This window comes from Kutzneria chonburiensis, from assembly GCF_028622115.1.
In the GTDB taxonomy this organism is placed as follows: domain Bacteria; phylum Actinomycetota; class Actinomycetes; order Mycobacteriales; family Pseudonocardiaceae; genus Kutzneria; species Kutzneria chonburiensis.
In genome coordinates, this window is record NZ_CP097263.1 from 8,929,265 (window position 1) to 8,953,528 (window position 24,264).

At 71.2% G+C, this 24,264-nt stretch carries 20 protein-coding genes and 1 pseudogene; 11 read left to right on the forward strand and 10 right to left on the reverse strand.

All coding sequences use genetic code 11. From position 1 onward, the window contains the following. Positions 1–9 precede the first annotated feature (9 nt). The 4 genes from M3Q35_RS41470 to M3Q35_RS41485 are packed head-to-tail and all read left to right on the forward strand — an operon-like array spanning position 10 to position 2,943. On the forward strand, positions 10–735 hold the full coding sequence (locus tag M3Q35_RS41470) for a glycosyltransferase family 2 protein (RefSeq protein WP_273938053.1): 726 nt from the start codon (positions 10–12) through the stop codon (positions 733–735). After that, on the forward strand, positions 735–1,448 hold the full coding sequence (locus M3Q35_RS41475) for a glycosyltransferase family 2 protein (RefSeq protein ID WP_273938055.1): 714 nt from the start codon (positions 735–737) through the stop codon (positions 1,446–1,448). The genes M3Q35_RS41470 and M3Q35_RS41475 overlap by 1 nt, the downstream gene beginning before the upstream one ends. Next, positions 1,448–2,191, forward strand: coding sequence for a glycosyltransferase family 2 protein (locus M3Q35_RS41480; protein WP_273938056.1), 744 nt, complete (start codon positions 1,448–1,450; stop codon positions 2,189–2,191). The genes M3Q35_RS41475 and M3Q35_RS41480 overlap by 1 nt, the downstream gene beginning before the upstream one ends. Continuing rightward, positions 2,191–2,943 (forward strand): glycosyltransferase family 2 protein, encoded by a 753-nt coding sequence (locus tag M3Q35_RS41485; RefSeq protein WP_273938057.1) that lies wholly within the window; start codon positions 2,191–2,193, stop codon positions 2,941–2,943. The genes M3Q35_RS41480 and M3Q35_RS41485 overlap by 1 nt, the downstream gene beginning before the upstream one ends. Here M3Q35_RS41485 and M3Q35_RS41490 read toward each other — a convergent pair. The 3 genes from M3Q35_RS41490 to M3Q35_RS41500 all read right to left on the reverse strand — a co-directional run bounded on the left by M3Q35_RS41490 (position 2,922) and on the right by M3Q35_RS41500 (position 12,116). Then, on the reverse strand, positions 2,922–6,896 hold the full coding sequence (locus tag M3Q35_RS41490; RefSeq protein WP_273938058.1) for an nSTAND1 domain-containing NTPase: 3,975 nt from the start codon (positions 6,894–6,896) through the stop codon (positions 2,922–2,924). The genes M3Q35_RS41485 and M3Q35_RS41490 overlap by 22 nt on opposite strands. A gap of 730 nt (positions 6,897–7,626) precedes the next feature. After that, positions 7,627–10,350, reverse strand: a complete 2,724-nt coding sequence (locus M3Q35_RS41495) for a hypothetical protein (protein ID WP_273938059.1) — start codon at positions 10,348–10,350, stop codon at positions 7,627–7,629. Then, entirely contained in the window at positions 10,347–12,116 is a 1,770-nt protein-coding gene (locus M3Q35_RS41500; RefSeq protein WP_273938060.1) for an HSP90 family protein, read from the reverse strand. Before M3Q35_RS41500 ends, M3Q35_RS41495 begins: the two co-directional genes overlap by 4 nt. Before the next feature lie 324 nt (positions 12,117–12,440). Here M3Q35_RS41500 and M3Q35_RS41505 point away from each other — a divergent pair, with 324 nt between their 5' ends. The 4 genes and pseudogenes from M3Q35_RS41505 (at position 12,441) to M3Q35_RS41520 (ending at position 16,491) form a co-directional block, all read left to right on the forward strand. Beyond that, entirely contained in the window at positions 12,441–13,559 is a 1,119-nt protein-coding gene (locus tag M3Q35_RS41505) for an agmatinase family protein (protein ID WP_273938061.1), read from the forward strand. A gap of 98 nt (positions 13,560–13,657) precedes the next feature. Next, a pseudogene (locus M3Q35_RS41510) lies at positions 13,658–14,866 on the forward strand (amino acid permease); the annotation flags it as partial. 108 nt (positions 14,867–14,974) lie between these two features. Beyond that, a complete protein-coding gene (locus M3Q35_RS41515; RefSeq protein WP_273944671.1) occupies positions 14,975–15,586 on the forward strand; it encodes a pyridoxamine 5'-phosphate oxidase family protein in 612 nt (203 codons plus the stop codon). A gap of 95 nt (positions 15,587–15,681) precedes the next feature. Beyond that, positions 15,682–16,491, forward strand: a complete 810-nt coding sequence (locus M3Q35_RS41520) for a polysaccharide lyase family 7 protein (RefSeq protein WP_273938062.1) — start codon at positions 15,682–15,684, stop codon at positions 16,489–16,491. A 439-nt stretch (positions 16,492–16,930) separates the two neighbouring features. On the opposite strand, the gene M3Q35_RS41525 is transcribed toward M3Q35_RS41520, so the two are convergent. Beyond that, on the reverse strand, positions 16,931–17,539 hold the full coding sequence (locus M3Q35_RS41525) for an HD domain-containing protein (RefSeq protein WP_273938063.1): 609 nt from the start codon (positions 17,537–17,539) through the stop codon (positions 16,931–16,933). A gap of 31 nt (positions 17,540–17,570) precedes the next feature. On the opposite strand from M3Q35_RS41525, the gene M3Q35_RS41530 reads away from it, so the two are divergent. Together M3Q35_RS41530 and M3Q35_RS41535 are read left to right on the forward strand one after the other, a co-directional pair. Continuing rightward, positions 17,571–17,807: a hypothetical protein gene (locus M3Q35_RS41530; protein ID WP_273938064.1), complete on the forward strand. Its 237-nt coding sequence runs from the start codon at positions 17,571–17,573 to the stop codon at positions 17,805–17,807. Continuing rightward, positions 17,783–17,983: a hypothetical protein gene (locus M3Q35_RS41535; RefSeq protein ID WP_273938065.1), complete on the forward strand. Its 201-nt coding sequence runs from the start codon at positions 17,783–17,785 to the stop codon at positions 17,981–17,983. Before M3Q35_RS41530 ends, M3Q35_RS41535 begins: the two co-directional genes overlap by 25 nt. Here the strand turns inward: M3Q35_RS41535 and M3Q35_RS41540 are convergent. Genes M3Q35_RS41540 through M3Q35_RS41555 form a run of 4 tightly spaced genes read right to left on the reverse strand, consistent with a single transcriptional unit; the run spans position 17,955 to position 21,731 of the window. After that, positions 17,955–18,554 (reverse strand): 4'-phosphopantetheinyl transferase family protein, encoded by a 600-nt coding sequence (locus M3Q35_RS41540; protein WP_273938066.1) that lies wholly within the window; start codon positions 18,552–18,554, stop codon positions 17,955–17,957. The genes M3Q35_RS41535 and M3Q35_RS41540 overlap by 29 nt on opposite strands. Then, the gene (locus tag M3Q35_RS41545; RefSeq protein ID WP_273938067.1) at positions 18,551–19,378 is read right to left on the reverse strand and encodes a metallophosphoesterase family protein; all 828 of its coding nucleotides are present in this window, start codon (positions 19,376–19,378) and stop codon (positions 18,551–18,553) included. The genes M3Q35_RS41540 and M3Q35_RS41545 overlap by 4 nt, the downstream gene beginning before the upstream one ends. Before the next feature lie 26 nt (positions 19,379–19,404). Beyond that, on the reverse strand, positions 19,405–20,061 hold the full coding sequence (locus tag M3Q35_RS41550) for a response regulator transcription factor (RefSeq protein ID WP_273938068.1): 657 nt from the start codon (positions 20,059–20,061) through the stop codon (positions 19,405–19,407). Further along, positions 20,013–21,731 carry a sensor histidine kinase gene (locus tag M3Q35_RS41555; RefSeq protein WP_273938069.1) on the reverse strand — a complete coding sequence of 573 codons (1,719 nt, stop codon included), beginning with the start codon at positions 21,729–21,731 and terminating at the stop codon, positions 20,013–20,015. The genes M3Q35_RS41550 and M3Q35_RS41555 overlap by 49 nt, the downstream gene beginning before the upstream one ends. A 71-nt stretch (positions 21,732–21,802) precedes the next feature. On the opposite strand from M3Q35_RS41555, the gene M3Q35_RS41560 reads away from it, so the two are divergent. After that, the gene (locus M3Q35_RS41560; RefSeq protein WP_273938070.1) at positions 21,803–22,273 is read left to right on the forward strand and encodes an SMI1/KNR4 family protein; all 471 of its coding nucleotides are present in this window, start codon (positions 21,803–21,805) and stop codon (positions 22,271–22,273) included. On the opposite strand, the gene M3Q35_RS41565 is transcribed toward M3Q35_RS41560, so the two are convergent. Both M3Q35_RS41565 and M3Q35_RS41570 read right to left on the reverse strand, forming a co-directional pair. Further along, the gene (locus M3Q35_RS41565) at positions 22,260–23,174 is read right to left on the reverse strand and encodes an SMP-30/gluconolactonase/LRE family protein (protein ID WP_273944672.1); all 915 of its coding nucleotides are present in this window, start codon (positions 23,172–23,174) and stop codon (positions 22,260–22,262) included. The two genes, M3Q35_RS41560 and M3Q35_RS41565, sit on opposite strands and share 14 nt — an antisense overlap. A gap of 90 nt (positions 23,175–23,264) precedes the next feature. Continuing rightward, a complete protein-coding gene (locus tag M3Q35_RS41570; RefSeq protein ID WP_273938071.1) occupies positions 23,265–24,254 on the reverse strand; it encodes an asparaginase in 990 nt (329 codons plus the stop codon). Positions 24,255–24,264: the final 10 nt, after the last annotated feature.

Below are 24,264 nucleotides of genomic sequence, written 5' to 3' on the forward strand. Positions count from 1 at the left end.
TTCACGGTCATGCCCCTGGTCTCGGTGCTGACCGCCGCGCACGCCGGCCGCGCCCCGTTGCTGCCGGCCACCGGCGAGAGCCTGGCCGCGCAGGTCCTGCCGGCCGGCTGGGAGCTGGAGTGGATCATCGAGGAGGACGGGCCGGAGCCGGTGTTGGCGCAGGTCGCGGCCGGTTTTCCGCAGGCTTCGCATCGCGCGCTCAGGGCACAGATGGGCGTGGCCAGCACTCGAAACCTGGCGTTGTCACGGGCTCGCGGCGACCTGGTGCACGTCCTTGATTCGGACGACCTGATGGCTCCGGGCGGCCTGGCCACCGTGATCATGGCCTTCGAGCGAGATCCGGACATCGGTTGGGTCGCCGGCCAGGCCGACAACCTGATGCCGGACGGTGGTCGAGTGAGCTTCGAGCCGATCTCGCCGACCGGCCGCGTCGAGGCCGGCGCGGTCAACGACTACGTGCTCGAGCACGGCCGCGGCCCGTTCCACCCGGCCGGCCTGACGCTGCGCACCGACCTGGCTCGGGCGGTCGGCGGCTGGGCGGCGTTGCCGCGAGCCGAGGACATGGCGCTGGTCGTGGCGGCGGCCGAGGTCGCCGCCGGTTACCACACACCCGAGGTCACCTGGCTGTACCGGCAGCACCCGGGCCAGATGACCCGCGCCGACGACTGGCCGGACCTGGATCCCGCGTGCTGGACGGTGATCCGGCAGCGCATCGAGTCCATGAGGGCCCTCTGATGCCGCTGCTGTCCGTTCTCACCGCGGTGCACGGCGATCGTGCTGATGTGTTGGCTGCTGCGGGGGAATCCGTTGCGGCGCAAGAGCTTCCGGCCGGCTGGGAGCTGGAGTGGGTGGTGCAGGAGGACGGCGACCGTCCGAGGCTGGGCGGCTATGGCGAGTACGAGGCCAACGGGGCTCAGCTGGGCGTCGCCGTGACGAGAAACCTCGCGCTGGCAAGGGTTCGCGGCGAGCTCGTACGGGTGTTGGACTCCGACGACCTGCTGCTGCCGGGCGCGTTGGCCCGGGCGATCGAGGCGTTCGAAGAGCACCCCGAGATCCACTGGGTGATTGCCCGGCCGCGGATGGCCGATGCCGTCTACTTCCAGTTGCTGCCCGAGGGCGTGCACGGCCGTGGCGCGATCGGTTCGTACGTGCAGGAACACCGCCGGGCGCCGGTCCACTGCGCCGGCCTGACCGCGAAGACGGCGACCGTCCGGGCGGTCGGCGGCTGGTGCGCCAATCCACGGGCCGAGGACATCGAGCTCGTGGCGGCGATCTCCGAGCTGGCGCCCGGATATCTCGACGGCACACCGAGTTGGCTCTACCGCAACCACGACGGGCAGACCGTGCGGCAGGCGAACTGGGGCATGCTGCACGCCGAGTCGTACCTGATGATCCACCAGCGAATTGCCGCCGCCAGGGCACTGGGGCTGCGGATGGGGACGAACTGATGCCACTGCTGTCCGTGCTGACCGCGGCACACGCCGGCCGGGCCGACCTGCTCGCCCGGGCCGGAGAAAGCGTTGCCGCGCAACGGCTTCCCGAAGGCTGGACGCTGGAGTGGGTTGTGCAGGAGGACGGCCCCGAGCCGTCACTGGCTCCAATTGTCGAACGGTTCCCGTTCGGTCGACACGCCGCGCACGGCGAGCAGCTCGGCATTGCCACCACCCGAAACCTGGCGCTGACCCGGGTCGACGGCGAGCTCGTGCACGTGCTCGACTCGGACGACGAACTGCTGCCGGACGCGATTTCCGTTGCGCTGAAGGCGTTCGAGAAGTTCCCCGCGGTGCACTGGGTCGCCGCGCAGGCCGACGACCTGCTGCCGGACGACACCCGCCGATCGTTCGCCCTGGAGTACCCGGCCGGTTACGTCGAACCCGGCAAGATGAACGAGTTCACCAACGGCCGCGGCGAGCCGCCGATCCACTGCGCCGGGCTGACCATGCGCACCCGGACCGTGCGCGCACTCGGCGGCTGGGCGGCGAATCCGCGCTCCGAGGACAGCGCCCTGTTCGTCGCACTGGCCGAGCTGACGCCCGGTTTCGTCACGCCGGAAGTCACGTGGCTACACCGGTTGCACACGGCTCAGACCACCGGCGAACACGCCTGGAAAACGCTGCGGGCGGAGTCGATGACCATGGTCCGCCAGCGCCTGGCCGCGCTGCGCGAGCTCGGCCTGGAACTGGACGTCTGATGCCGCTGATCTCGCTGCTCACGCCCGTGCTGGCCGACCGGGCTGCCCTGCTCGTCGAGGCGGGGGAAAGCATTGCCGCGCAACACCTTCCCGACGGCTGGGAGGTCGAGTGGATCGTGCAGGAGGACGGCTCGGAGCCGTCACTGCGCGAGATCACCGAGCGCTTCCCGTTCGCTCGGTACGAGGCCAACGGCGAGCCGCTAGGCGTTGCCGTGACGCGGAATCTGGCGTTGTCCCGGGCCGCCGGCGAGCTGGTGCACGTCCTCGACTCCGACGATCTCCTGCTGCCCCAAGGACTTGCGGTCCACATCGAGGCGTTCGCCGAGCACCCCGACCTGCACTGGGTCGCCGGCCAGGGCGATGACCTCCTGGCTGACGGCAGCCGCCGCTCCGTCACCCTCGACCTTGCCGCCGGCCGGGTCGAACGCGGCGTGCTGACCCAGTACTTCGTCGACCACGGCGGCGTTCCGATCCATCCCGCCGGCCTCACCATGCGCACCAACACCGTACGAGCCCTCGGCGGCTGGGCCGCCGCGCCACGATCCGAAGACGTCGCCCTCCTCGTCGCCGTCGCCGACCTGGCCCCCGGCTACCTCACCCCGGCCGCCACCTGGCTGGCCCGCCAACACCCCGGCCAGACCACGCGCCGGCCCGGCTGGCAGGCCCTCTTCGCCACCGCCGACCTCCAGATCGCCCAACGCATCGAGGCCCAGCGGACCGCGCATCTGCGCTACTTGCAGGGTGGGTCGTAGGGGAGATCGGGCAGCCGCAGGCTCCAGACGGACTGCGTCAACACGTTACGGGTGGAGGCGCAGATGCGGTCGATGGCGTGGTCCAGGTTCAGGTCCATGGTCCGCAGCGCGGAGTCCGGCGAGGTCGTGTACACGATGTAGTTGGTGTCGGGCAGGTACGCGGCGAAGTCGCCGGCCAGGTTGCGCTGCACCACCGACGGGCCCATCGCGACCGGATGCGACGGGCTGGAGACATCCCACATCCGCACACCCTGGTCGGCGTTGCCGGTGATCAGCGTGCGGCCGTCGGCGCTGAACCGCACCGACTGCATGCCCTTGTTGTAGCCGGTCAGCTTGCTGAGCTGACGGGGATGGGTCGGGTCGGCAACGTCCCACAGCAGCACGAAGTCGTCGTCGCCGGCGGTGGCCAGGGTCTGCCCGTCGGGCGTCAGCGCCAGCATGCCGACGGCGTCCTGGTGCCCGGTGAGCGGCTGCCCCAACGGCTTCGGCGCGGCCGGGTCGGAGATGTCCCACAGCCGCACGGTGTTGGTCGCGCTGGCGGTGATCAGGGTCTTGCTGTCCGGCGTGAACACGGCGGCGTAGATGTAGTCGCTGGGCCGGTCGCCGTGCTTGATCACCGGCCCGCCCAGCGGCTTGGCGTGCGCGGGATCGCTGATGTCGTACAGCTGGGCGCTGTGGTCGTCCCGGTCGGAGGCCATCAACCGGCCGTCCGGGCTGACCGCGAGCATCGACGAGTACCGCGTCTGCAACGGAATCGTGGCGCCGAGCTGAGCGGGATGGTTCGGGTCGGACACGTCGTAGAGCCGGACGCCCTTGTTGCCGCCGGTCACGATCAGCACCTTGCCGTTGGGCGTGAACCGCAGCTGGCTGACGCCGTCCAACCCGGAGATCAGCCCGAGCGGCCGCGGCCGGGCCGGGTCCGAGGTGTCCCACAGCCGCACCGAGCCGTCGGAGGTGCCGGTGGCCACCACCTTGCCGTCCGGCCGCGGCGCGGGCGGCCCGATGCCGCCGGGCTGGCCGATACCGAGCGGTGCCGGCATGGTCCACAGCCGCACCTCGGTGTCACCGCCGCCGGTGACCAGGGTGTTGCCGTCGGGGCTGAAGCCCATCGCGTACAGGTTGTTGCTGCCGGTCAGCGGCTGGCCGATCAGGCCGGGCTGAGCCGGGTCGGCCAGGTTCCACAACCGGGCCGAGCCGTCCTGCCCGGCGGCGCCGAGTATCCGGCCGTCCGGCGTGAAGGCCACCGACCACTGCGGGCTCAGGCCGCTCAGCGGCAGCCCGATCTCCGGCATCGACGACGGGTTGCGCACGTCCCACAGCCGCACCGAGCCGTCCTCGCTGCCGCTGGCCAGCATCGAGCTGTCCCGGTTGAACGCCACCGAGTGCACGGTGCCCTTGTAGCCGGTCATCGGCGCGCCGACCTGCACCGCGGCCCGCGGATCGGTCACGTCGTAGAGCAGCACGCTCTGGTCGTCGCCGCCGGCGGCCAGGTAGTGGCCGTTGGGGCTGAAGGCGATCGACCGCACCGGCTTGACGTGCCCGGTCAGCGGGGGCAGCGCCTCGGGGCGGGCCAGGTCGTGCACGTCCCACAGCTGCGCCTTCTGGTGCTCGCAGGCGGCGGCCAGCGTCTTGCCGTCCGGGCTGAACGCGATCAGGTAGACGGTGCCGGTGTCCTGGTTGAGCGGCTGGCCGATGAGCTTCGGATGCGCGGGGTCGGTGATGTCGAACAGCCGGACCAGGTGGTCGTCGCCGGCCGCGGCCAGCGTCTTGCCGTCCGGGCTGAACACGGCCGAGCTGACCCAGCTGCCGAAACCGGTGATCGGCTGTCCGAGCGGCGTCGGCCGCTGCCGGTCGTGCACGTCCCACAGGCGGACGGTGTTGTCGTAGCTGGCGGTGGCCAGCAGCTTGCCGTCGGGGCTGAAGGTGGTCAGGTAGACCGCGCCGGTATGCCCGTCGAGCACGGTGGCCAGCGGCGCCGATGCCGCGGACAGCACGCGCGAGGTCGCGGCCGGGTCTTCGGGCCGCATGCGGTGCGCCACCAGCGCCAGCTGCGCGGCCAACGACGGGTCCGTGGTCATCGCGTTGTCGGCCTCGGCCAGCACGCCGGAGTACAGCGCGTCGTCACGCTGGTTGAACGCCAGCGTCGCGGCGACCACGGCGATCGTCACCAGCACGGCCACCGCCGCCACACCGGACCGGCGCAGCCACAGCGCACGCCGGCGGTGCCGGATCGAGTTGTCCAGGTACGCCTTGGCCACGGTGGTCAGCACGCCCGGATCGGCCGTGCGAGCCCACTGCTGGGCCGCCTCCAGCCGACCGCCGCGGTACAGCAGCGTGCTGTCCCGGTGCTCGGCCTCCCAGCTCTCGGCGTCCTCCTCCAGCCGCTGCCGCAGCAGGTTGCCGGCGCGGTCCCGGTCGATCCAGCCGCGCAGCCGCGGCCACGCCTGCAGCAGCGCCTCGTGCGTGATCTCCACGATGCCGGCGTCCAGCGTGATCAGCCGGGCCCGGGCCAGCACCTCCAGCGCCTCTTCCGCCGGGGCCGGGCTGACCGCCTGCTCCAGCAGCTCCTGCCGGCTGGACCGGCGGCGCGTGTCCTGCGTGTCCTCGCCGACGCGGACCAGGCGCAGCAGCACCGGCCGCGCCGCCGCCTGACCGGCCACGTCCAGATCGGCCCAGGCCCGCTCGGCCGTCGCCGCGACCGCGCCCTGGATGCCGCCGGCCGCGCGGTAGCCGGCCACGGTCATGCGGCCGGCCTGCCGACGCTGCCACGTCGCCAGCAGAGCGTGCGAAAGCAGCGGCAGCGCGCCCGCGTCGTAGGTGCCCTGGCCGTTGCGCGTGGTGTTCACACCGAGGTCGGACAGCATCAGGTCGACCAGGCCCGCCTCCAGCGTGAGGCCCACGGCGCGGGCCGGCCGGGCCACGGCCTCCCGCAGCTCGGCGACCGTCATCGCGCCCAGCACCATCTGCCGGTCCTGGAGCGCCTCGGCCAACTCGCGGTAGTCCAGGCAGCGGCCGTAGAAGTCGGCTCGCACGCCCAGCACCACCAGCGCCTGCCCCTCGCCCGTGCACGCCGCGTGCAGCGCCGCCACGAACAGCCCGCGCCGCTCCTCGTCGTCAGCGAGGGTGAACGTCTCCTCGAACTGGTCGACCATCAGCACCGGCCGCGCGCCCGCGCCGGCCACGCGCTCGCCGTACGCCGCGACCGCCTCGCGGACCTTGGCCGTGAACTTGTCCTCGTCGTAGTCGGCGCTGCCGTCGTCGATCGCCTCGGCCAGCTCCGGCACCAGCCGGACCAGCTCCTTGAGCGGGTCCACGGTCGGCGTCAGCACCACCGTCGGCCACTCGCCCGGACCGAGCGCACCCTCCTGCACCGCCGGCCCCAGACCGGCCCGCATCAGCGACGACTTGCCCGCGCCCGAGGCCCCGACCAGCATCACGATGCCGCCGGTCCGCACCGCCGAGGCCAGCCGCGACACCAGGGCCGCCGTGCTGCGCTCACGGCCGTAGAACCAGCCCGCGTCCTCCTGCCGGAACACCGCCAGGCCGCGGTACGGGCAGGCGCCGCTGTCCTCCGCCGCCGGCTCCGCCGGCGCGCCTTCCTCCTCCGAGGTGACCGGGCTGGCCAGCGCCTGCTCCCACAGCCGCCGCCAGTCCGCCAGGTCGTAGAGGCCCTCCACCACCGGCGTCGCCCGCAGCTTGCGCGCCTCGCCGACCAACACCTCGAGGACAGCCTGCAACGCCGAGAACCGCGCCGGCACGTTCCGGCCGCGCCGCCAGTCGCTCACCCGCTGCGCCGGCACCCGCACCGGGCGGCCCCGCTCGTCCACCTTCCGGGCCCGCGCCACCGACTCGGTGACCCGCTTCAGCGGCGGCTCGCCCGCCTCGGCGTACAGCAGCGCGAACCGCTCCGCGAACTGTCCCCGAGGGCCGAGCACCGGTCCCGAACTGCTCATGTGTGGCGGCCGTCCTGTAGTGGTGTGTGTCCGGACCGGAAAACCGTGTTCCCCATCTGAGCAGGCATTTTACGGACCGGAACGGCGCGCGCGGGCCCGCCCCCCACGCGCGCCTGACATGCTCTGGCCGGTGTGTTCCCGAAGGGTCCTCGTTGGGGAAGGCGGGGCGTTTCGGGGATGAGGTTCCAGCGGTGGCGACCCCCGTTCGCCACTGAGGAGCAGAGGGGTCTCCTCAGTGGCGGGAAGTCGCCGAACTGGCGCCCGCACTGGGGGGAGACGACGACCCACCGGCCGCGCAGCCGGTACGTGCCGGTGGGTCCGAAGGGCTTGTCGACCGCCGCACCCGCTACGGCGAGCCGACGGACCCGCGGCGCGGCGGGTCCGCCCTGGTCGTCCGCACCAGGCCGTACCCGCCGTGTTGTCTGCGCCGCCTCCGGCGTCGCGGCTCGGCCCCTCGTGACCCCTGCCTCGCCCTTGCCGGATTTTTCGAGGCCCGCATCGGGCCAGGTGGTGGGGCGTGTTGGGTGGCGGACCTCGAAAAATCCAGCAACCGGGCGAAGCAGGGGCGGGGCCGAGCGGTTGTTCGGCGCACCGGATTCCGACATCGAGCCTCCCCACACGGACCCGCCACGGGTCCCCTCCCCCTGATCGGACCCGTGGCCTCTCCACTCCAAGATCAAGGGACCGATCCTGGCGTTGAATGTCAGGAAGGACCCCTTCCTGACACGGCCTACCCCTTGATCCGCTCCAACAATGCCGCCAACTGCTGCCTTGGCCCCTGGAGCTCCTCCGGCAACGCCGCGAGGGCGTCGGTGAGCACCTGCTCCGCCTCGGCCAGCCGATCGAGGTCCACGAGCAGCCGTCCGCGCAGGGCCTCGGTCATGGCCGCCTCGGTGTACGCCTGTAGCCGCCGGAACCGCTCGGCGACCGGGGCGACGCGGATGAGCGCCTCCCCGAACCGCTCGGTGTTGGCCAGCACCCGCGCCCCGTCGTAGCCGAGCATGGCGTGCTCCCACACCAGCGCCGGCTCGGTCTCGCCGAGCTCGGCGGCCAGCACGTCGGCGGTGCCCAGGGCCTCGACGGCCAGCTCGTGCTCGCCGCCCCACAGCCATGACGTGGCGCAACGTCGCCGACAGGACAGCTCCTCCACCGGCAGCTCGGCCTCGTGATACGCGGCGGCGGCCTCGGCGAACCGCTGCGCGGCCTCGGCGTCACGGTCCAGCGAGTCAAGGATCTCGGCCGACGCGGACAGCATCTGCCCGGTGCCGGCCGGGTTGCCGCCCTCGCGGCAATGGTCGGCGACCAGGTCCAGCAGCTCAAGGGCCTGCACGCCGCGCCCGAGCGCCCGGTACGCCTTGGCCAGCAGGAACCGTCCCCGGGCGATCTCGTCGGCGTCGCCGACCCGCAGCAGCACCGGCAACGCGTCCTCGACGGCGTCGGCCAGCTCGTCCGGCCGGTCCAGGCCCAGACACGCCGCCGCCAGGTCGACCTGCGCGTAGGCCACGCCGACGCGCTCCTCGGCCGACGTCAACGCGGCGATGGCGTCGACCAGCGCTTCGTAGGCATCGTTCGCACGGTCCAGGTCCAGGGCCATCCGCCCGCGCTGGTGCGCGGCACGTCCCCGCAGCTGCGGGTCGGTCGCCGTGACGGCCTCGCCGATCACCTCGTACGCACGGGCGACGTCGCCGGCCCGGGCGTGAGCGTTGGCCGCGACCACGACAGCCCTGCACAGCGCGTTGCACGGCCCGACCACGCGCCACAGCTCCACCGCTCGCTCGGCGTCCTCGATGGAACCGCTGCGCTGGGCCCGTTCGAACGCCACCTGCGCGGCCATGTCCGGCTTGCCCGACTCAGCGACCAGCGGGTCCAGCCCCGCCAGCACCGCGTCGGCCTCCTCGTGCCGGTGCAACGCCTGCAAACCGGAGGCCAGCCGCAGCTGCGCCGCCAGCCGACGGTCCGCGTCGCCGACCCGGTCGATCGCCTCGCACGTCTCGACCAGCAACGGAAAGCCCTCGTCACCACGGTCGGTCAGGCAGTACAGCATCGCCAGCCGGCCCAGCGTGGCCTGCCGGCGCGGCTCGTCGCCGGCCTCGGCACACAGCTCGGCGGCCCGGAGCAAGGTCTGCTCGGCCACGGCCGGGTCCTGGTTGGCCTGCACGACGCCGAGCGCGTTCAACCGCCGGGCCAGCAGCGTGCCCTCGGGCTCCGGGCAGACCTCGTCGAAACGCCGCCACGTCGCGAGGGCCTCGTCGATGTCGGCCTTCGACCACTGCGCGTCGGCGAGGTCGGCCAGCTCGGACGGCGAATCCGGCAGCTCGACCCTCGGCGGCTCGGGCGCCGGCCGGGCCGCCGCCTTGCGCGCCGTGCCGGACAGCGGCAGGTGGTCGACGAGCGGCTCGGCGGCCAGGTCGTCGGCGACGTTCCGGCTGATCTCGTCGGTGCCGTTGCGGGCGTCGAACCGCGCGGCGAGGGCCAGCGCCCGCTCGGTCAGCTCGTCGCGCAACTCGGCCACACCGGTTTCGTCAGACCCCCGGCGTACGGTCAGTCCCGAGTGGCCCGCGTCGGCGATCCGCCCCAGCGCCCCCGCGGCCACGGCACTGAACCGCATGTCCGAGAACGGGGTCGGCGGCTCGTCGAGCCAGCTCAGGTGCCGCTCGACCAGCTCGAGTGCCCGCGCATGATTGCCGGTGCGGGTGCAGAAGCCGACGTGATCGGCCACCGCGGTCAGCTCAGCGCGGTTGCCCTGGACCGCCCGGTACGCCGTCCGGTGTGCGTCGGCGGCCTCGGTCAACCGACCCGTGCGCAGGTACGGGACCAGCAGCTCGGTGAGGATGCTGTGCGGCTGCTCGACGCACGTCAGCTGGCCGTCCAGCACCGGCAGCGCCAGCGCCACCGCGTCCTCGTGCCGGCCTTCCCAGGTCAGGTACGCGACCTTGGCCGTCGGCTCACAGCCGATGCAGTCGGCCATCGCGCCGCGCGGCGTGGCACACCACAGCCGGTACTGCTCGGCCGCGGTCTCACGGTCGCCGACGTGCTGCGCGACCATGCGACGGTGCTGGTGCACCGGGTTCAGCGTGTGCCCGGCCAGCCGGTAGCGACGCTCCATGTCGTCGAGCACGCCGTAGGTCCGGTCCAGCGGCACCTCGGGGAACATGGTCAGCGAGCTGACCATCCACTTGAAGTACCAGAACAGGTGGTGGTCCTGGGCCGGGTCGCCCTCGCCGCGGTCGTAGGCCGCGAGGCACCAGGAGAAGGTGACGAACGCCTTGGCCGGCTCGCCGCCGTACTGGTAGGCGGTGGTGGCCAGCAGCCGCGTGACGTACTTGAGGTTGTCGCTGCCGGCCGCGTCCACGTGCCGCAGCAGCTCCTCGACCGCGGCCACCTGGCCACGCCCGTACGGCATGCGCCCGACCTGGTCCAGCCGGTCGGCCAGTTCCTCCTCGGAGTAACTCATGGCGTCCCCTCGGTCGGCACCGCCTGCTCGAGCAGGCCGAGGAAGGAGCGGTTGAGCAGCGCCGCGTCGGCCGGCCGGATCGGGTGGTAGCCCAGCAGCAGCGCCTGCCCGTACAGCGCCTCGACCGACAGGCCGACCAGGTCCGGGTCGGTCAGCCCGCACACTCGGCGTACCAGCGGGTTGCGGTGGTTGAGCACCAGCTGTGGCCGGTCGTCGGCCGGCTTGTCGAAGGCCGACAGCACGCCGGCCCACAGCTCGTCCACCCGCTGCTTGGTCGCCCGCAGCTCGGCCTGGAACGCCGCCGACCGGTCGACCAGGAACAGCACCGGCAGCGACGCCGGCTCGTACGAGCGCAGCACGACCTCGCAGCCCAGCCGGTCCATGGCCCGCTGCGCCGCGGTCAGGAACGGCCGCAGCGCCAGCTCGGTGGCCGGCGGCAGCGCGTCGAACCGGGTGGCCAGGTCGGTCGGGTCCAGCCGCGACACGGTCAGCCCCGGCTCGAGCGCCGGCAGCCGCTCGATGATCTCCGCGTCGTACGTGTAGCCGCCGTTGACCAGCGCGATGTCCTGGGCCGCGGCCACCCCGGCGAGCTGGCGGAAGTCGTCGGCGGTGGCGCAGTAGCGGATCTCGCCGTGCTGGGCCCGGAAGTCGGCCAGCGTCATCCGGCCGACGTTGGTCTCCATCGGCCACCACTGCTCGACCAGCCGCAGCATGTCGTCGTCGTGCAGGGCCAGCGCCTTGACGCCGAGGTGGTGCACGCCGAGGAACTTGTGCAGCCGGGACTGGTCGGCGCGGGCCAGGCCGACCAGCCAGCCGCGCAGCTGGTCACCCAGCGCCTGCCTGGTCTCGTCGAGCAGCGTGTCCGAGTACAGCGCCTCGCGGCTCGCCGTCGGCCGCAGCTCGCCCGCGTCGACCACGCAGCGGGCGAAGAACGCCCAGTCCGGCAGCAGGCCCTGCGCGCTCTCGGTGAGCAGCATGCCCTTCAGGTAGACACGGTGGCCGGCGTGCTCGGCCGGGTTCGCCGGGAACGGCAGCACGTAGGCCACGCCGGTCAGCCCGGCCTCCGGCACCGCGAGGTCGATCACGTCGAACGGGGTGAAGCCCAGCGTCTCCTGCGCGTAGCCGACCAGATCCGCGCGGCGCAGCCCCGGCTCGCGGTCGTCCTCGCGCCAGGGCGTGCCGTCGCCGCTGACCGCGACACCGTCCACGGTGACCGGCACCGGCAGCATCGAGCCGTACAGGCGGGCCAGCTCGGTCACCGTCGGCGGCTCGAACCACTGCTCCGAGCCCGGGCGTGCGGTCAGCTCGACCGTGGTGCCGACCTCGTCGCGCTGCGCCGGCTTGATGTCGTACGTGCCGTCGGCGCGCCCGGTCCACAGCACCGCCGGCGCGCCGTCGGCCTTGGTCGTCACGCGCACCTCGTCCGCGACCACGAACGCCGACAGCAGGCCGATGCCGAACTGGCCGAGGAACTCGTGCCGCGCGAAGCCCAATTCGTCCCGCTTGGAGCTGCGGCCGATGGTCGCCAGCAGCTCGTGCACCTGCGCCTCGGTCAGGCCGATCCCGGTGTCCGTCACGGTGATCGCGGCCGGCCCTGTCACCACGCTGATCGCCGCCCGCGCGTTCGGCACCTCCGCCCGCCGCGCCGTCACCGCGTCCACCGCGTTCTGCATCAGCTCGCGCAGATACACCCGTGGGCTCGCGTACAGGTGATGGCTGAGCAGGTCCACGACGCCGCGCAGGTCGACCTGGAACGTGCGGTTCACGGTGCTGACGTCCCCCTGGGTGGGTCGACAAAGCCTGTTCCGGTTGGCCAGGGTAGAGGGTCGGGCTGCGCCGTGCGTTCGAGTTCCGCGTACCGGGTACGCCGAATCCCGCAAATCCCACCCTTTTCGGCGACGTGCTCGCAGCGTGACCGATTGTGCCGTCTCAGTGTTCGGTGCGATCCTGTTGCCAGGCCGGCACAATGCCGGCGCCCGCCATCCTCGGCCGAGCCGCGTGCCGGCCGCACCGCACCACGGCGGGACTTGCGCCCGGGGGGACGCCTTGTGCGTGGCGGCGTGCGCCCGGCGTCGACCGCGGAGGCGCGCATGGGGCACCTGCACGACAACTACGGTCCGGAGGCTCGCTACGCCGTCGAGGCGGAGGCGGCGCTGCCCACCACGAGGTGGGACGAGGAGGTGGCCCGGGGGTTGGAGCTCGGGCTGCCCGGCGCCGATTCCATCGTGGACCGGCGGATTCCCACCTTCTCCCGCGGCGAGCTGCCGCATTTCGCCGGTATCAACACCTTTCTCAAGGCGCCTTACGTCGAGGACGTCCGGCGCTGCGGCGAGTACGACGTCGCCGTGCTCGGCGCCCCGTTCGACGGCGGCACCACCTACCGGTCCGGCACCCGGTTCGGGCCGCAGGGCATTCGCAAGATCTCCGCGCTGTACGGGCCGTACAGCTTCGAACTGGGCGTGGACCTGCGGGAGTCCATCACCATCGGCGATCTCGGTGACATCTTCACCATTCCCGGCAACATCGAGAAGACCTTCGACCAGATCACCAAGGCCGTTTCCCACGTCTACGAGTCCGGGGCGTTCCCGGTGGTGCTCGGCGGCGACCACTCCATCGGCTATCCGACCACCCGCGGCGTCGCCCCGCACCTGGGCGGCGGCAACCTCGGCATCATCCACTTCGACCGGCACGTGGACACCCAGGAAACCGATCTCGACGAACGCATGCACACCACGCCGTGGTTCCACGCCACCGACATTCCCAACGTGCCGGCCAAGAACCTGGTGCAGATCGGTATCGGCGGCTGGCAGGCGCCGCGGCCCGGCGTGCGGATCGGGCGGGAGCGCGGCACCACGATCATGACCGTCACCGACTGCGTGGAGATGGGTATCGAGCAGGCCGCGGCCCGCGCCCTCGACGTGGCCTGGGACGGGGCCGATGCGGTGTGGCTGTCGTTCGACGTCGACTGCCTCGACGCCGCCTTCGTGCCCGGCACCGGCTGGCCCGAGCCCGGCGGTTTCCTGCCCCGCGAGGTGCTCAAGTTCATCCAGCTGGTGGCCGAGCGGCCGCTGGCCGGCATCGAGGTCGTGGAGTGCTCGCCGCCGTACGACAACGCCGAGATCACCGCGCTGATCGCCACCCGGGTCATCTGCGACACCCTCGGCTGCCTGGTGCGGGCCGGCCACCTGCCGCGTCGGGAGGGCTCGTGACCACGACTGATGCCCAGGACCTTGCCCGTTTCGGTTATCCGCAACAGTTGCGCCGCAAGCTCGGCGGCTACGCGTCCTTTGCCGCCGGCTTCTCCTTCGTGTCCATCCTGACCACCGTCTTCCAGCTGTTCGCGTTCGGATTCTCCTTCGGCGGCACCGCGTTCTTCTGGACCTGGCCGATGGTTTTCGTGGGGCAGCTGGCGGTGGCGCTGGTCTTCGCCGAGCTGGCCGCGCGCTACCCGATCGCCGGCTGCGTCTACCAGTGGGCGCGGCGGGTGTCCGGGCCGGTGATCGGCTGGTTCGCCGGCTGGCTCATGCTGCTCGGCCAGATCGTCTGCGTGGCCGGCGCGGCGATCGCGTTGCAGGTGGTGCTGCCGGTGATCTGGCCGGGTTTCCAGCTGATCGACGGGCCCGGCAACGCGATCCTGCTCGGCGCGGGGCTGATCGTGCTGACCACCGTGGTCAACGCCTTCGGCATCCGGGTCATGTCGATGATCAACTCCATTGGTGTGACGTGTGAGCTGGTCGGCGTGGCGGTGCTGGTCGTGTTGCTGTTCGGGAACGCCGAACGCGGGCCGTCGGTCGTCTTCTCGGGCAGCGTCGGCCTCGAGCCGTTCCTGATCTCCGCGCTGATGGCCGCGTACGTGCTGATCGGCTTCGACAGCGCCGGCGAGCTGGCCGAGGAGACCCGGTCCCCGCGCCGCACCGCGCCGCGGGCCATTCTGCGGGCCCTGTCCGCCGCCGGGCTCGGCGGCGTGTTGTTGCTGCTCGGCGCCCTGGTCGCCGCGCCGAGCCAGACCGACGGGAACCTGGCCTCCGGCGGGCTGCCCTATGTGCTGACCAGTCGGCTCGGCAGCGGCGTCGGCACCGTGCTGCTGATCGACGTGGCGATCGCGATCATCGTCTGCACACTGGCCATCCAGACCGCCGCCACGCGGATGATGTTCTCCATGAGCCGTGACGCAATGTTGCCGTGGCGCGCGTCTCTCGGTCGGGTGTCGCCGCGTACCGGCACGCCGATCGTGCCGGCCGTTGTCGTCGGCGCCGCCGCGATCCTGGTGCTGCTGCTGAACATCGGCCAGGCGACGCTGTTCACCGCCGTCACCAGTGTCTCCGTTGTGTTGGTGTATCTGGCTTATCTGCTCGTGACCACGCCGACGCTGGTCGCCCGATTACGGGGACGGCTTCCTTCCTCCGCACATTTCTCCTTGGGGCGCTGGGGAATTCTCGTCAACGCCGTGGCCGTCGGGTGGGGCGTTTTCATGGCCGTCGACATCGGCTGGCCCCGCTCCGAGGTGTACGACCCGCCGTGGTTCGCCATCGGGCTGCTCGCCGCCCTGCTGGTTGTCGGCGGGCTCGTTTTCGGGCGAACGCGTAGGGTCGGGGGCGGACCGTCCGTTGACGAGGGGGAGACCTTGCGCGAGATCACGTCTCTTGACGAGCTCACCGAGCTGGTGGGCGAACCGGTCAAACGCGTCGCCGAGAAGGTGCGGCCCGCGCTGCACGAGCTGGACCGGCAGTGGCTGGCCGCTTCGCCGTTCTGCCTTGTCGCCACGTCCGCCGCCGACGGCAGCTGCGACGTGTCGCCCAAGGGCGATCCGCCCGGGTTCACGGTGGTGCTCGACGAGCGCACCATCGCCGTGCCCGACCGGCCCGGCAACCGCCGGGTCGACGGTTGGCGCAACATCCTGTCCAATCCCCAGGTCGGGCTGCTCTACCTGATCCCCGGCCGCGGCGACACCCTGCGTATCAACGGCCGTGCCCGGCTGCTCTCCGACGCCCCGTTCTTCGACGACATGATCGTCAAGAACCACCGTCCCAAGATCGTCATGCTGGTGGAGATCGACGAGGTCTTCCACCACTGCGCCAAGGCCTTCCTGCGCTCCGCGTTGTGGAACCCCGACACGTGGGAGCCCGGGGCCGTCGACTCCCGGCCCGCCATCGCCAAGGCCCTGGAACGGCCCGAGGACTCCATCTCCGATCTTGAGCACTACTACGGTGCGGCGTACGCCGCCAACCTGTACTGATCCGGGTCCGGTTCACGTCCGTGACCGGGCGTGAACCGGTTCCGGTCGGCCCGCGTCTGCACCACTCGTAGCACCGGAGTGGAAGGCGGATTCACATGCTTGGACACCTGTTGCGCTCGATGCCGGTCCGCCGGCGGCGCACCTTGATCGCCGCCGTTGCCGGCGTTGTCGTCGTCGGGGCCGGCGCCATCGGCTTCTCTTCCGCCCAGGGGCCCGCCAGCGCCGCCGCCGCCGTGTCCTTGTCCGGTTGGCGCCTCACCCTCCCCGTCGACTCCGCCGGCCGTCAAAGCGGCGCTTCCTCCACCGTCAGTCCCGCCAAGGTCACTTCCCCTTGGCTCACCCGTACCGCTTCCGGCGCCTTGGCCTTCTTCGCCCCCACCAAGGGCGCCCATACCCCCAACTCGCCCCACCCTCGCACCGAGTTGGTCAGCGACAACGACTTCGCCGCCGGATCCGGCACCCATTCCCTGTCCGCCACCATGATCATGCAGCAGCTCCCCAGCGCGCAGGACATCATCATCGGCCAGATCCACGGCGGCGGCCCCATCTCCTCGGTGCCCCTCCTCATGCTCCACTACCGCCACACCTCCGCCGACGCCCCCGATTCCGGCCGCGTCACCCTCACCATCCGCAAGAACCCCACCGTCTCCGGCAGTGACCTCTCCACCGTCCTCACCGCCGTACCCATGAACGCCCCTTTCTCTTACACCATCACCGAATCCCCTTCCGGCTTCACCGTCACCGCCACCTCCGCCGGCCGCACCGGCAAGCAGACCGTCGCCCTCAACCCGTCCTTCCAGGGCAAGGACGTCCGCTTCCAGGTCGGCGACTACCAGCAGACCGAGGCCAACAACTCCGCCACCGACGCCGGCAAACTCACCATCACCGCCTTGACCGACAACTAGTCCTCATGTCGAAACGTCCACCCGGCGCACACCCTTTGTCCACAACTCCCTGTCAGACTGAAACGGTGTTGCCGAATGGTTTGACCGGAGCCTCGGCGTTCATCGAGTGGGTGGGGACAATGTTCAGTGTTGCCTGGGGAGCAGTGATCGCCGCCTTCTTGGCCGTGGCGCTCGTGGGGTGCAGCCACAGTGTCCAGCAGGTGTCAGCCACGAGTGCCGATCTGGTCGGCACGTGGCGGGCCGAGGACGGTACGCAGGTGACCTTTCGGGCTGACGGCACCTTCACCGCCTCGCACTGGCCGGATTCCTCCGGGCGCTCCGTTGTGTATCGCGAAAGTTCCGGAAAGTGGCGAAATCGAGCACGGACGCGGTCTTGGTTATGGCTTCGCGATGCTCGACTATCACATCTGCGGCTACGGTGTTCTTCTGCGGGTATAGCTCAGCGGCTGAGATCGCCTAGTTCGCGGGCCACGTTGCGGCGGGCTCGCCCCTCCCAGCGGTTTCGGCCAACCGGTGTGAGGAACAGCTTGTCCCGCTCCAGCAACGAGTTCAGCACTCGCGCACGGCCTGTGCGCCACGCTTCGTCCGGGACGGCGGAGTACTCCTGGCGCACCGCCGCCGCGTAGGCGTCGTAGTCGGCGGGGGAGGAGCCGAGGATGGCAAGGTCGGCGTCCAACAAGGCGCAGGCGACGTGGTCGCTGGGATCGGCAGAGTGCTTGATGGTCATGAGGATCAGGTCCGCGACGCGGGAGGCGTACGGCTCCAAGCCGGAGCGAGAAAGCCAGTCGCGGGCCCAGGAGGCGCTGAGCTGCTCGTCGGTGCCGGGGATGGCGTCGTAGACGACGTCGTGGGCGCAGGCGGCGAGGGTTAGGACGGCCGTTTCCGTTGAGGACAAGGGAACCAAGGTGACGGCGTCGCGGGCGACGGAGCGGGCGTGGGAGAGGTTGTGGTAGCGGCGGTGGGGCTCGCTGTAGCGGGCGACGAGGTCGGTCGGAACGGGGGTGCCGCCGAGGGCGGAAACGGCTTGGTGCCAAGCGAGGTCAGGCATAAGGTGCCGCCCGGAGCGAGGGGAGGCGCGGATGGACGCCATGGAGCAGTGGATCTTCGATGACCGCTGGTTCGAGCTGGACGGGGCGGTCCTGCTGAAGGGCTGGCACGCCAGCTATCACGGGGATCGGGCGAGGTTCACGGACACTACGGGTTACGAGCTGGCGGTGAACGGTCGTGGCATCCCGGATCTGGACCTGGCGGAAGAGGGCGAGGCTCGGGCGGAGCGGCTGCGGGGAGAGGCGTGGCCTTTGCCGAAGCAGCGTTGAAGCGGGCCGAGAAGGACCTCCCGCACGTGGAGGTCGTGGCCTACGTGTCCGTGTCGCCGACCCTGTTCGACCCGGATCGGTACACGGGCAACGTGACCTTCTGCGCGGTCCGCCAGGGCGACCCGCCGTACCCGGACGCGATCGAGATCAGGCAACGGGCACCACGATCGAGGTGATGACGAAGCCGTCGCGGATGAGCCAACGGCCGGAGAAGCCCGACACGGGGCCGGGGACGAGGATGCGGGCGGAGAACGTGCCGTCGTCGAAGTTGAGCTCGGCCTCGGAGAAGTCGAGGAAGACTCGGGCCAAGGGGAACCACGCCTTGTAGACGGACTCCTTGGCACTGAACAGAAGGCGGCCGTGTACGGAACGCTCCGAAGGCAGGGCGATGGCGTCCAGGACGCCATCGGGGAGGGGCTCGTCGGGCTCGGCGTCGATGCCTACGGTGACGATGTCCCGCGAGAAAGCCAAAGCGGCGGCGCGGTAGCCGAGGCAATGGGTCATGGAGCCGACGACGCCGGAAGGCCAGATGGGGGCGCCGCGCTCGCCGGGCAACACAGCCGAAGGAGGAAGACCGAGGGACTTCATGGCCTGACGGGCGCAATAGCGGACGGTGGAGAACTCCCGGCGGCGCTTGTCGACGGCCCGGGAGATGACGGCTTCCTCAGCGGGAAGGAGCTCAACGGCGGAGTGGTCGTCGAAGGCCTCGGCGTACGCCACCGCAGGCGGCAGCAGCTCCTCGATCACGGCTTCACCGGCAAGATCTGGCGCAGCCAACCATCAGTACGCCCCCACTTCTTCCACTCCCGCGGATAGCCAACGGAAACCTCCTCGAACCGCACGTCGTCGTAGTGGGTGGTCCGCGGAATGTGCAGGTGCCCGTAGACCGAACACGCCGAGCGGAAGCGGAGGTGCCAGTCGGCGGTGAGCACGGTGCCGCACCACTGGGCGAACTCGGGGTAGTACATGACCCGCGTGGGCTCACGGACCATGGGCCAATGGTTGATCAACACGGTCGGCAGCTCGGGCGGCAGCGCGGAAAGCCGCTTCTCGGTGAGCTCGACGCGAGCCTCGCACCACGCCTCACGGCTGGGATAAGGGTCGGGATGCAGGAAGTACTCGTCGGTGCAGACGACGCCGGCCGCATGGGCCTTGGCCAGCGCCTCTTCCTTGTTCGACGTGCCCTCGGGACGGAAGGTGTAGTCGTACAGGAGGAACAGCGGCGCGATGACGGCCGGACCGCCCTCGCCGGGCCAGATCGGATAGTCGTCCTCGGGCGTGACGACGTCGAGCCGACGGCACATCTCGACCAGGTACTCGTAGCGCTCGACGCCACGAAGCTGCACCGGATCGTCCTTGGGCGTCCACAGCTCATGGTTGCCGGGCACCCAGATGACCTTGGCGAAACGCTCCCGCAGCAGCCCGAGCGCCCACTCGATGTCCGAGGCCGTCTCGCCGACATCGCCGGCGACGATGAGCCAGTCGTCGGCCGACTCGGGGCGCAGCCCATCGGTGATCGTCCGGTTCTCCTCGTACGCGACGTGCAGGTCGCTGACCGCGAGCAGCTTCACCGTTCGATCGTAGGCAATCCAGGGGGTCAGGGGTGGTTGTGTGACGAATTGCCGGTGATGTGTGCGAGCACGGCCAGCACCCGCCGGTTGTCGTCGTCGGACGCGGCCAGCCCGAGCTTGCCGAAGATGGCGGCGATGTGCTTGCTCACGGCGCTGTCGGACAGGTGCAGCCGCTGCGAGATGGCGGCATTGGACCGTCCCTCGGCCATCAGTTCCAGCACCTCACGCTCCCGCGGGCTCAACGTGGCCAGCGGCGGCGTCCCGGAGATCAGCTTGGTCACGACGTCGGGGTCCATGGCGGTGCCGCCGGCGGCGACGCGCCGCAGGGCGTCCACGAACTGCTCGTCGTTGAACACGCGGTCTTTGAGCAGGTAGCCGACACCGGCACCGCCGTCGGCCAGCAGCTCACGGGCGTAAAGCTGCTGCACGTGCTGCGACAGCACGACAACCGGCAGCCCGGGATGGATGCGCCGGGCCTCGATGGCGGCGCGAAGACCCTCATCGGTGAAAGTGGGCGGCAGCCGCACATCGACAACGGCCACGTCGGGCCGGTGTTCGATGAGCGCGGCCAGCAGCTCGGGCCCGGATTCCACGGCCGCGACCACCGAGAAGTCGTACGCCTCCAGCAGCCGGGTCAGCCCGGCTCGGAGGAGGTAGACGTCCTCCGCGATGACAACGCGCACGGGATCTCCATCGTCAGTGTCGTGGGTCCGCCGAGAGGACTGCGCACGTCCAGGACCCCGTCGAAGGTACCGAGTCGCCGCTGCACGCCGATCAACCCGGTGCCGCAGGCCGGGTCGGCGCCGCCGCGGCCGTCGTCGTGCACGGTGATGCGCAGCAGCTCGTCAAAGTGGTGCACGTCGATCCGGATCCGCGCAGCCCCGGAGTGCTTGGCGGCATTGGTGAGTAGCTCGCGTACGGCGAAGTAGGCGGCGGATTCGACCGGCGGATCGAGCCGTCCGGGCAGGTCGGCGGCCACCTCCACGTCCAGCGGGCAGTCCAGCGCCACCACCCGGATCGCGTCGGCCAGACCGCGTTCGGCCAGCACCGGCGGATGGATGCCGTGCACCAGCTCACGGATCTCGTTCAGCGCGACCGAGGTGTTCTCACGGACCTCGACGATCAGCCGCCGGGCCGTCTCCGGATCCCGGTCCAGCAGCCGTTCCACGGTCCGCAGCGCCATGCCCATCGCCACCAGCCGACCTTGGGCGCCGTCATGCAGGTCGCGTTCGATCCGCCGCAGCTCGGCGGCCTGCGTGTCGACGGCGTCCGCCCGCGTCTCGGTCAGCCGCCGCACCCGTTGGGCCAGCCGCGCCGCCTTGGTCGGCGCGAGCAGCACGGACGTCCAGCGGTCGTGCCAACGACGCAGCGTCGGGCCCATGACCAGCGCGAACGCGACCAACGCGACACCGGACAGCACGTACTGCCACCGCTGGGTGTGCCCCCACAGAGCGCTGACCAACGTCGTCACCTGGGCGAAGCCCCAGAAGAGACCGGCGCACGGCACCGCGAGCAGCGTCACCGCGACCAACGGGTTGACCAGCATCCACAGGAAGTCACTGCCGGAGGCCGGGTCCCCGGTCAGCCAGTACAGCCGGGCCAGTCGCACCGGGATCGTCGGCGACCGGAAAAGCCGTCGCCCGACCCGGTACCGGCCATCGGGTTCGGGCCTCGGCGCGGGCGGCGCCGGTCGATACGGCTCGTCGACGCCGACCCGCCGCCGGTAGTAGTTGGTGTAGCCGCGGGAGTTCTCGATCAGCACGATCAACGGCCACGTCACGCCGACGAGCGCCAGCGCCGCCGAGACCAGCTGCAACACCGCCAGCAGCAGCCCGGCCAGCGACTGCGCCGACAGCTGCGCGCCGTCCAGGAGCAGCACCACGCGTTCCTTGACCCAGTTCGGCCACGGTCGCCGCGCCCCGAGCAGCGCTCGTGTCCAGCGGCCGTGCCAGCGCAGCGCCGGCTGCCCGACGATCACCCCGGCCAGTCCCAGTGCCGTGCCGGCGATCGGGTTCACGACCAACCACAACAGGTCGAGCCAGGTCGCGCCGTCCGACGCCACCCAGTGGGCCCGTTGCCGATACGCGGGTACGTGCGGCCGGCGATACAGCCGCCTCCGTACCTCGTACATGCCGTCGGGCCTAGCGCGCGGCGGTGGCGGCACCGGGTCGTACGGGTCGGCGATCGGTACCTCGCACCACTCGCCGGCCAGCCGTCGCGCGACCACCGGCCAGCGCCGGATCCACAGCACGACCGGTGTCACGCCGAACACCAGCGCCACCAGGTCCATGGCCGCGAGCACGGGACCGACCGCCGCCAGCGCGGCCAGCCCCAACCCCCGTAGCCGTGCCATGCACCGAGTGTCGCCGATGCGGCGGCGCGCCGGCAGTGGAGCTACCTGTACACCGGGCCTAGGCTGCCCCGGTGGCGGACTTCGACGAGATCAAGGTCGCGTTCTGGGGCGACGGCACCTACGACGTGCACCCGCTGCTGACCGACGCAGTCGTCCGTGAGGCCGAGGCCGTGCTCGGTGTCCCGCTGCCGGCGGCGCTGCTCGACCTGCTCCGCGTGCAGAACGGCGGCATGGTGGCGTGCGGCCGGCGTCGATACCCGACCACCGCGCCAACCTCCTGGGCCGACGACCACGTGCCGCTGCCCGATCTCATGGGCATCGGCCACACCAAGGGCGTGACCTCGTTGCTCGACGTTCCGGACCTGGTCGAGGAATGGGGCCTGCCGACCGGCGTCGTGCCGATCTCCGGCGACGGACCGACCTGGGTCGCGCTGGACTACCGCCGACAAGGCGAGCCCACGGTGGTGTGGCTGGAGAGCGGCCGCGAACTGGCCCTGGCCCCGGACTTCCGCTCGTTCGTCGAGGGCCTCACAGGTCGATGACGGCAATGCCCTGCTCCCGCAGGCTGCCGAGGTAGAGCTTGCCGTTGTGCTGTCGGACGCCGGTGACCATGTGATAGCCCGGTGCCGAGGTCTGGAGGTCGTGCACGATCCGGCCGGTGTCGTCGACGGCGACGACCCACGTCGTGCGCACCTCGAGCTTGGCCAGCATGGCCGGCGGCAGCGCCCACGTCGCCCGGCGCAGCACCGGATACCGCGAGGTCCGGTCGAGCACGGGATTGCGCGGCGACACGAGCGCGACCCAGATCAAACCGTCCTGACCGGTGCTCAGGTTGTCGGGAATGCCCGGCAGGTTGTCCACGAGCACGTCGCTGCGGCCGGAGTCCAGCCACACCCGCCGGATCTGGTACGACCCGGTCTCCGCGACCGCCACGTACGACTCGTCGGCGGCCAGCGCGACGCCGTTGGCGAACTGTAGTCCGTCCAGCAGCTCGGTGACCTCGCCCGAGACGTCGCGACGCAGCAGCCGTCCGGTGCCGCTGTGTTCCAGCAGGTCAGCCATGAAGTTCTCGAGGCCGAACCGCTGGGTCGAATCCGTGAAGAACACCGTGCCGTCCCGGGCGACGGCCGCGTTGTTGCACAGGTTGAGCGGTCTCGACGCCGTGATCGAGCCCCCCGTGACTTTTGGCTCAACCGAGCCAGTGGCGGGATCCACCACCAGTAGCCCGGCCCGGGCGTCGCACACGAGCAGCCGTCCGTCGCCGAACAACTCCAGGCCCAGCGGCCGGCCGCCGGTGTCGGCGACCACCTCGATCCGACGGCCCTCGTCGGACAGCCGCAGGATCCGGCCGTCGTCGACGCCGGTCAGCAGACGGCCCTCCTCGTCGACGAGAACGTCCTCGGGCCCGGTGCCGTTGACCGCCAGCACCTGCGGCGCGGGCATGGGCGGCGAGCTGTCCGACCGCCGGGATCGTTCGGGCGCGACCGGCGACTGCCACGCCACGGGACTGATGGACGGACGAGCCATCGCCATTCACTCCTCGCCGAGGAAGGCCTTCCGGATGTCGTCGATGCCGGCTCGGGCGGCCAGCAGCTGGCGCAGCAGGATGCGCGCCTTGACCGGGCTGAGGAAGCCGGCCCCGATCAGGCCGCGGCGCAGCAGGTCCTGCTCCGAGCCCGGGAATCCGTACGTCTCGGCCAGCACCGGACCGGCGCCGGTCCGCGAGGCCAGGATCACCGGCATCCGCTGGGCCAGCGCGGTCAGCGGCTCGACCAGGGCCAGCGGCACGTGCCCGGCGCCGAAAGCCGCCACGACCAGGCCGTCCACGGCGTCGCCGATGGCCTTGAGCACGGAGCCGTCGTCGCCGAGAGTCACCGTGACCAGGCCGATCGTCGGCTGCGGCGCGCCCTGCGGCACGTACACCTTGAGCACGTCGGCCGGCCGGTTCAGCAGCCGGAACTTGCCCTCGACGACGTAGCCGATCGGCCCGGTGTTCGGTGACACGAAAGCGCCGATGCTGGCGCTGTGCGCCTTCGACACGTATCTGGCGGCGTGGACCTCGTCGGCGAACACCACCACGCAGCCCAGTCCGTCGGCCTGCTCACTGGCCGCCACCTGGACCGCGGCCAGCAGGTTGGCCGGGCCGTCCGCGCCGGCCAGCGACGGGTTGCGCATCGCGCCCGTGACCACCACCGGCGCGCCGTCCAGCACGCTCGTGTCGAGGAAGAACGCCGTCTCCTCGATGGTGTCGGTGCCCTGCGTGACCACCACGCCGCAGGCGCCGGCGTCGATCTCGGCCGTGATCAGCTCAGCCAGCGCTGTCAGGTCGTCGAAGCCGACCGACGCCCCCGGCAGCGCGCGGAACGCGATCGTGCGGAGTTTGATGTCGACCTTGTCCAGTCCGGGCACGGACGCCAGCAGCTCGTCGACGTCGAGCGCCGGCACGGCCCCCGTGCTGCCGTCGGCCGGCCGGGCCATGGCGATGGTTCCACCGAGCGCGATCACCGTCACGAAGTCGGTCACCTGAACTGGC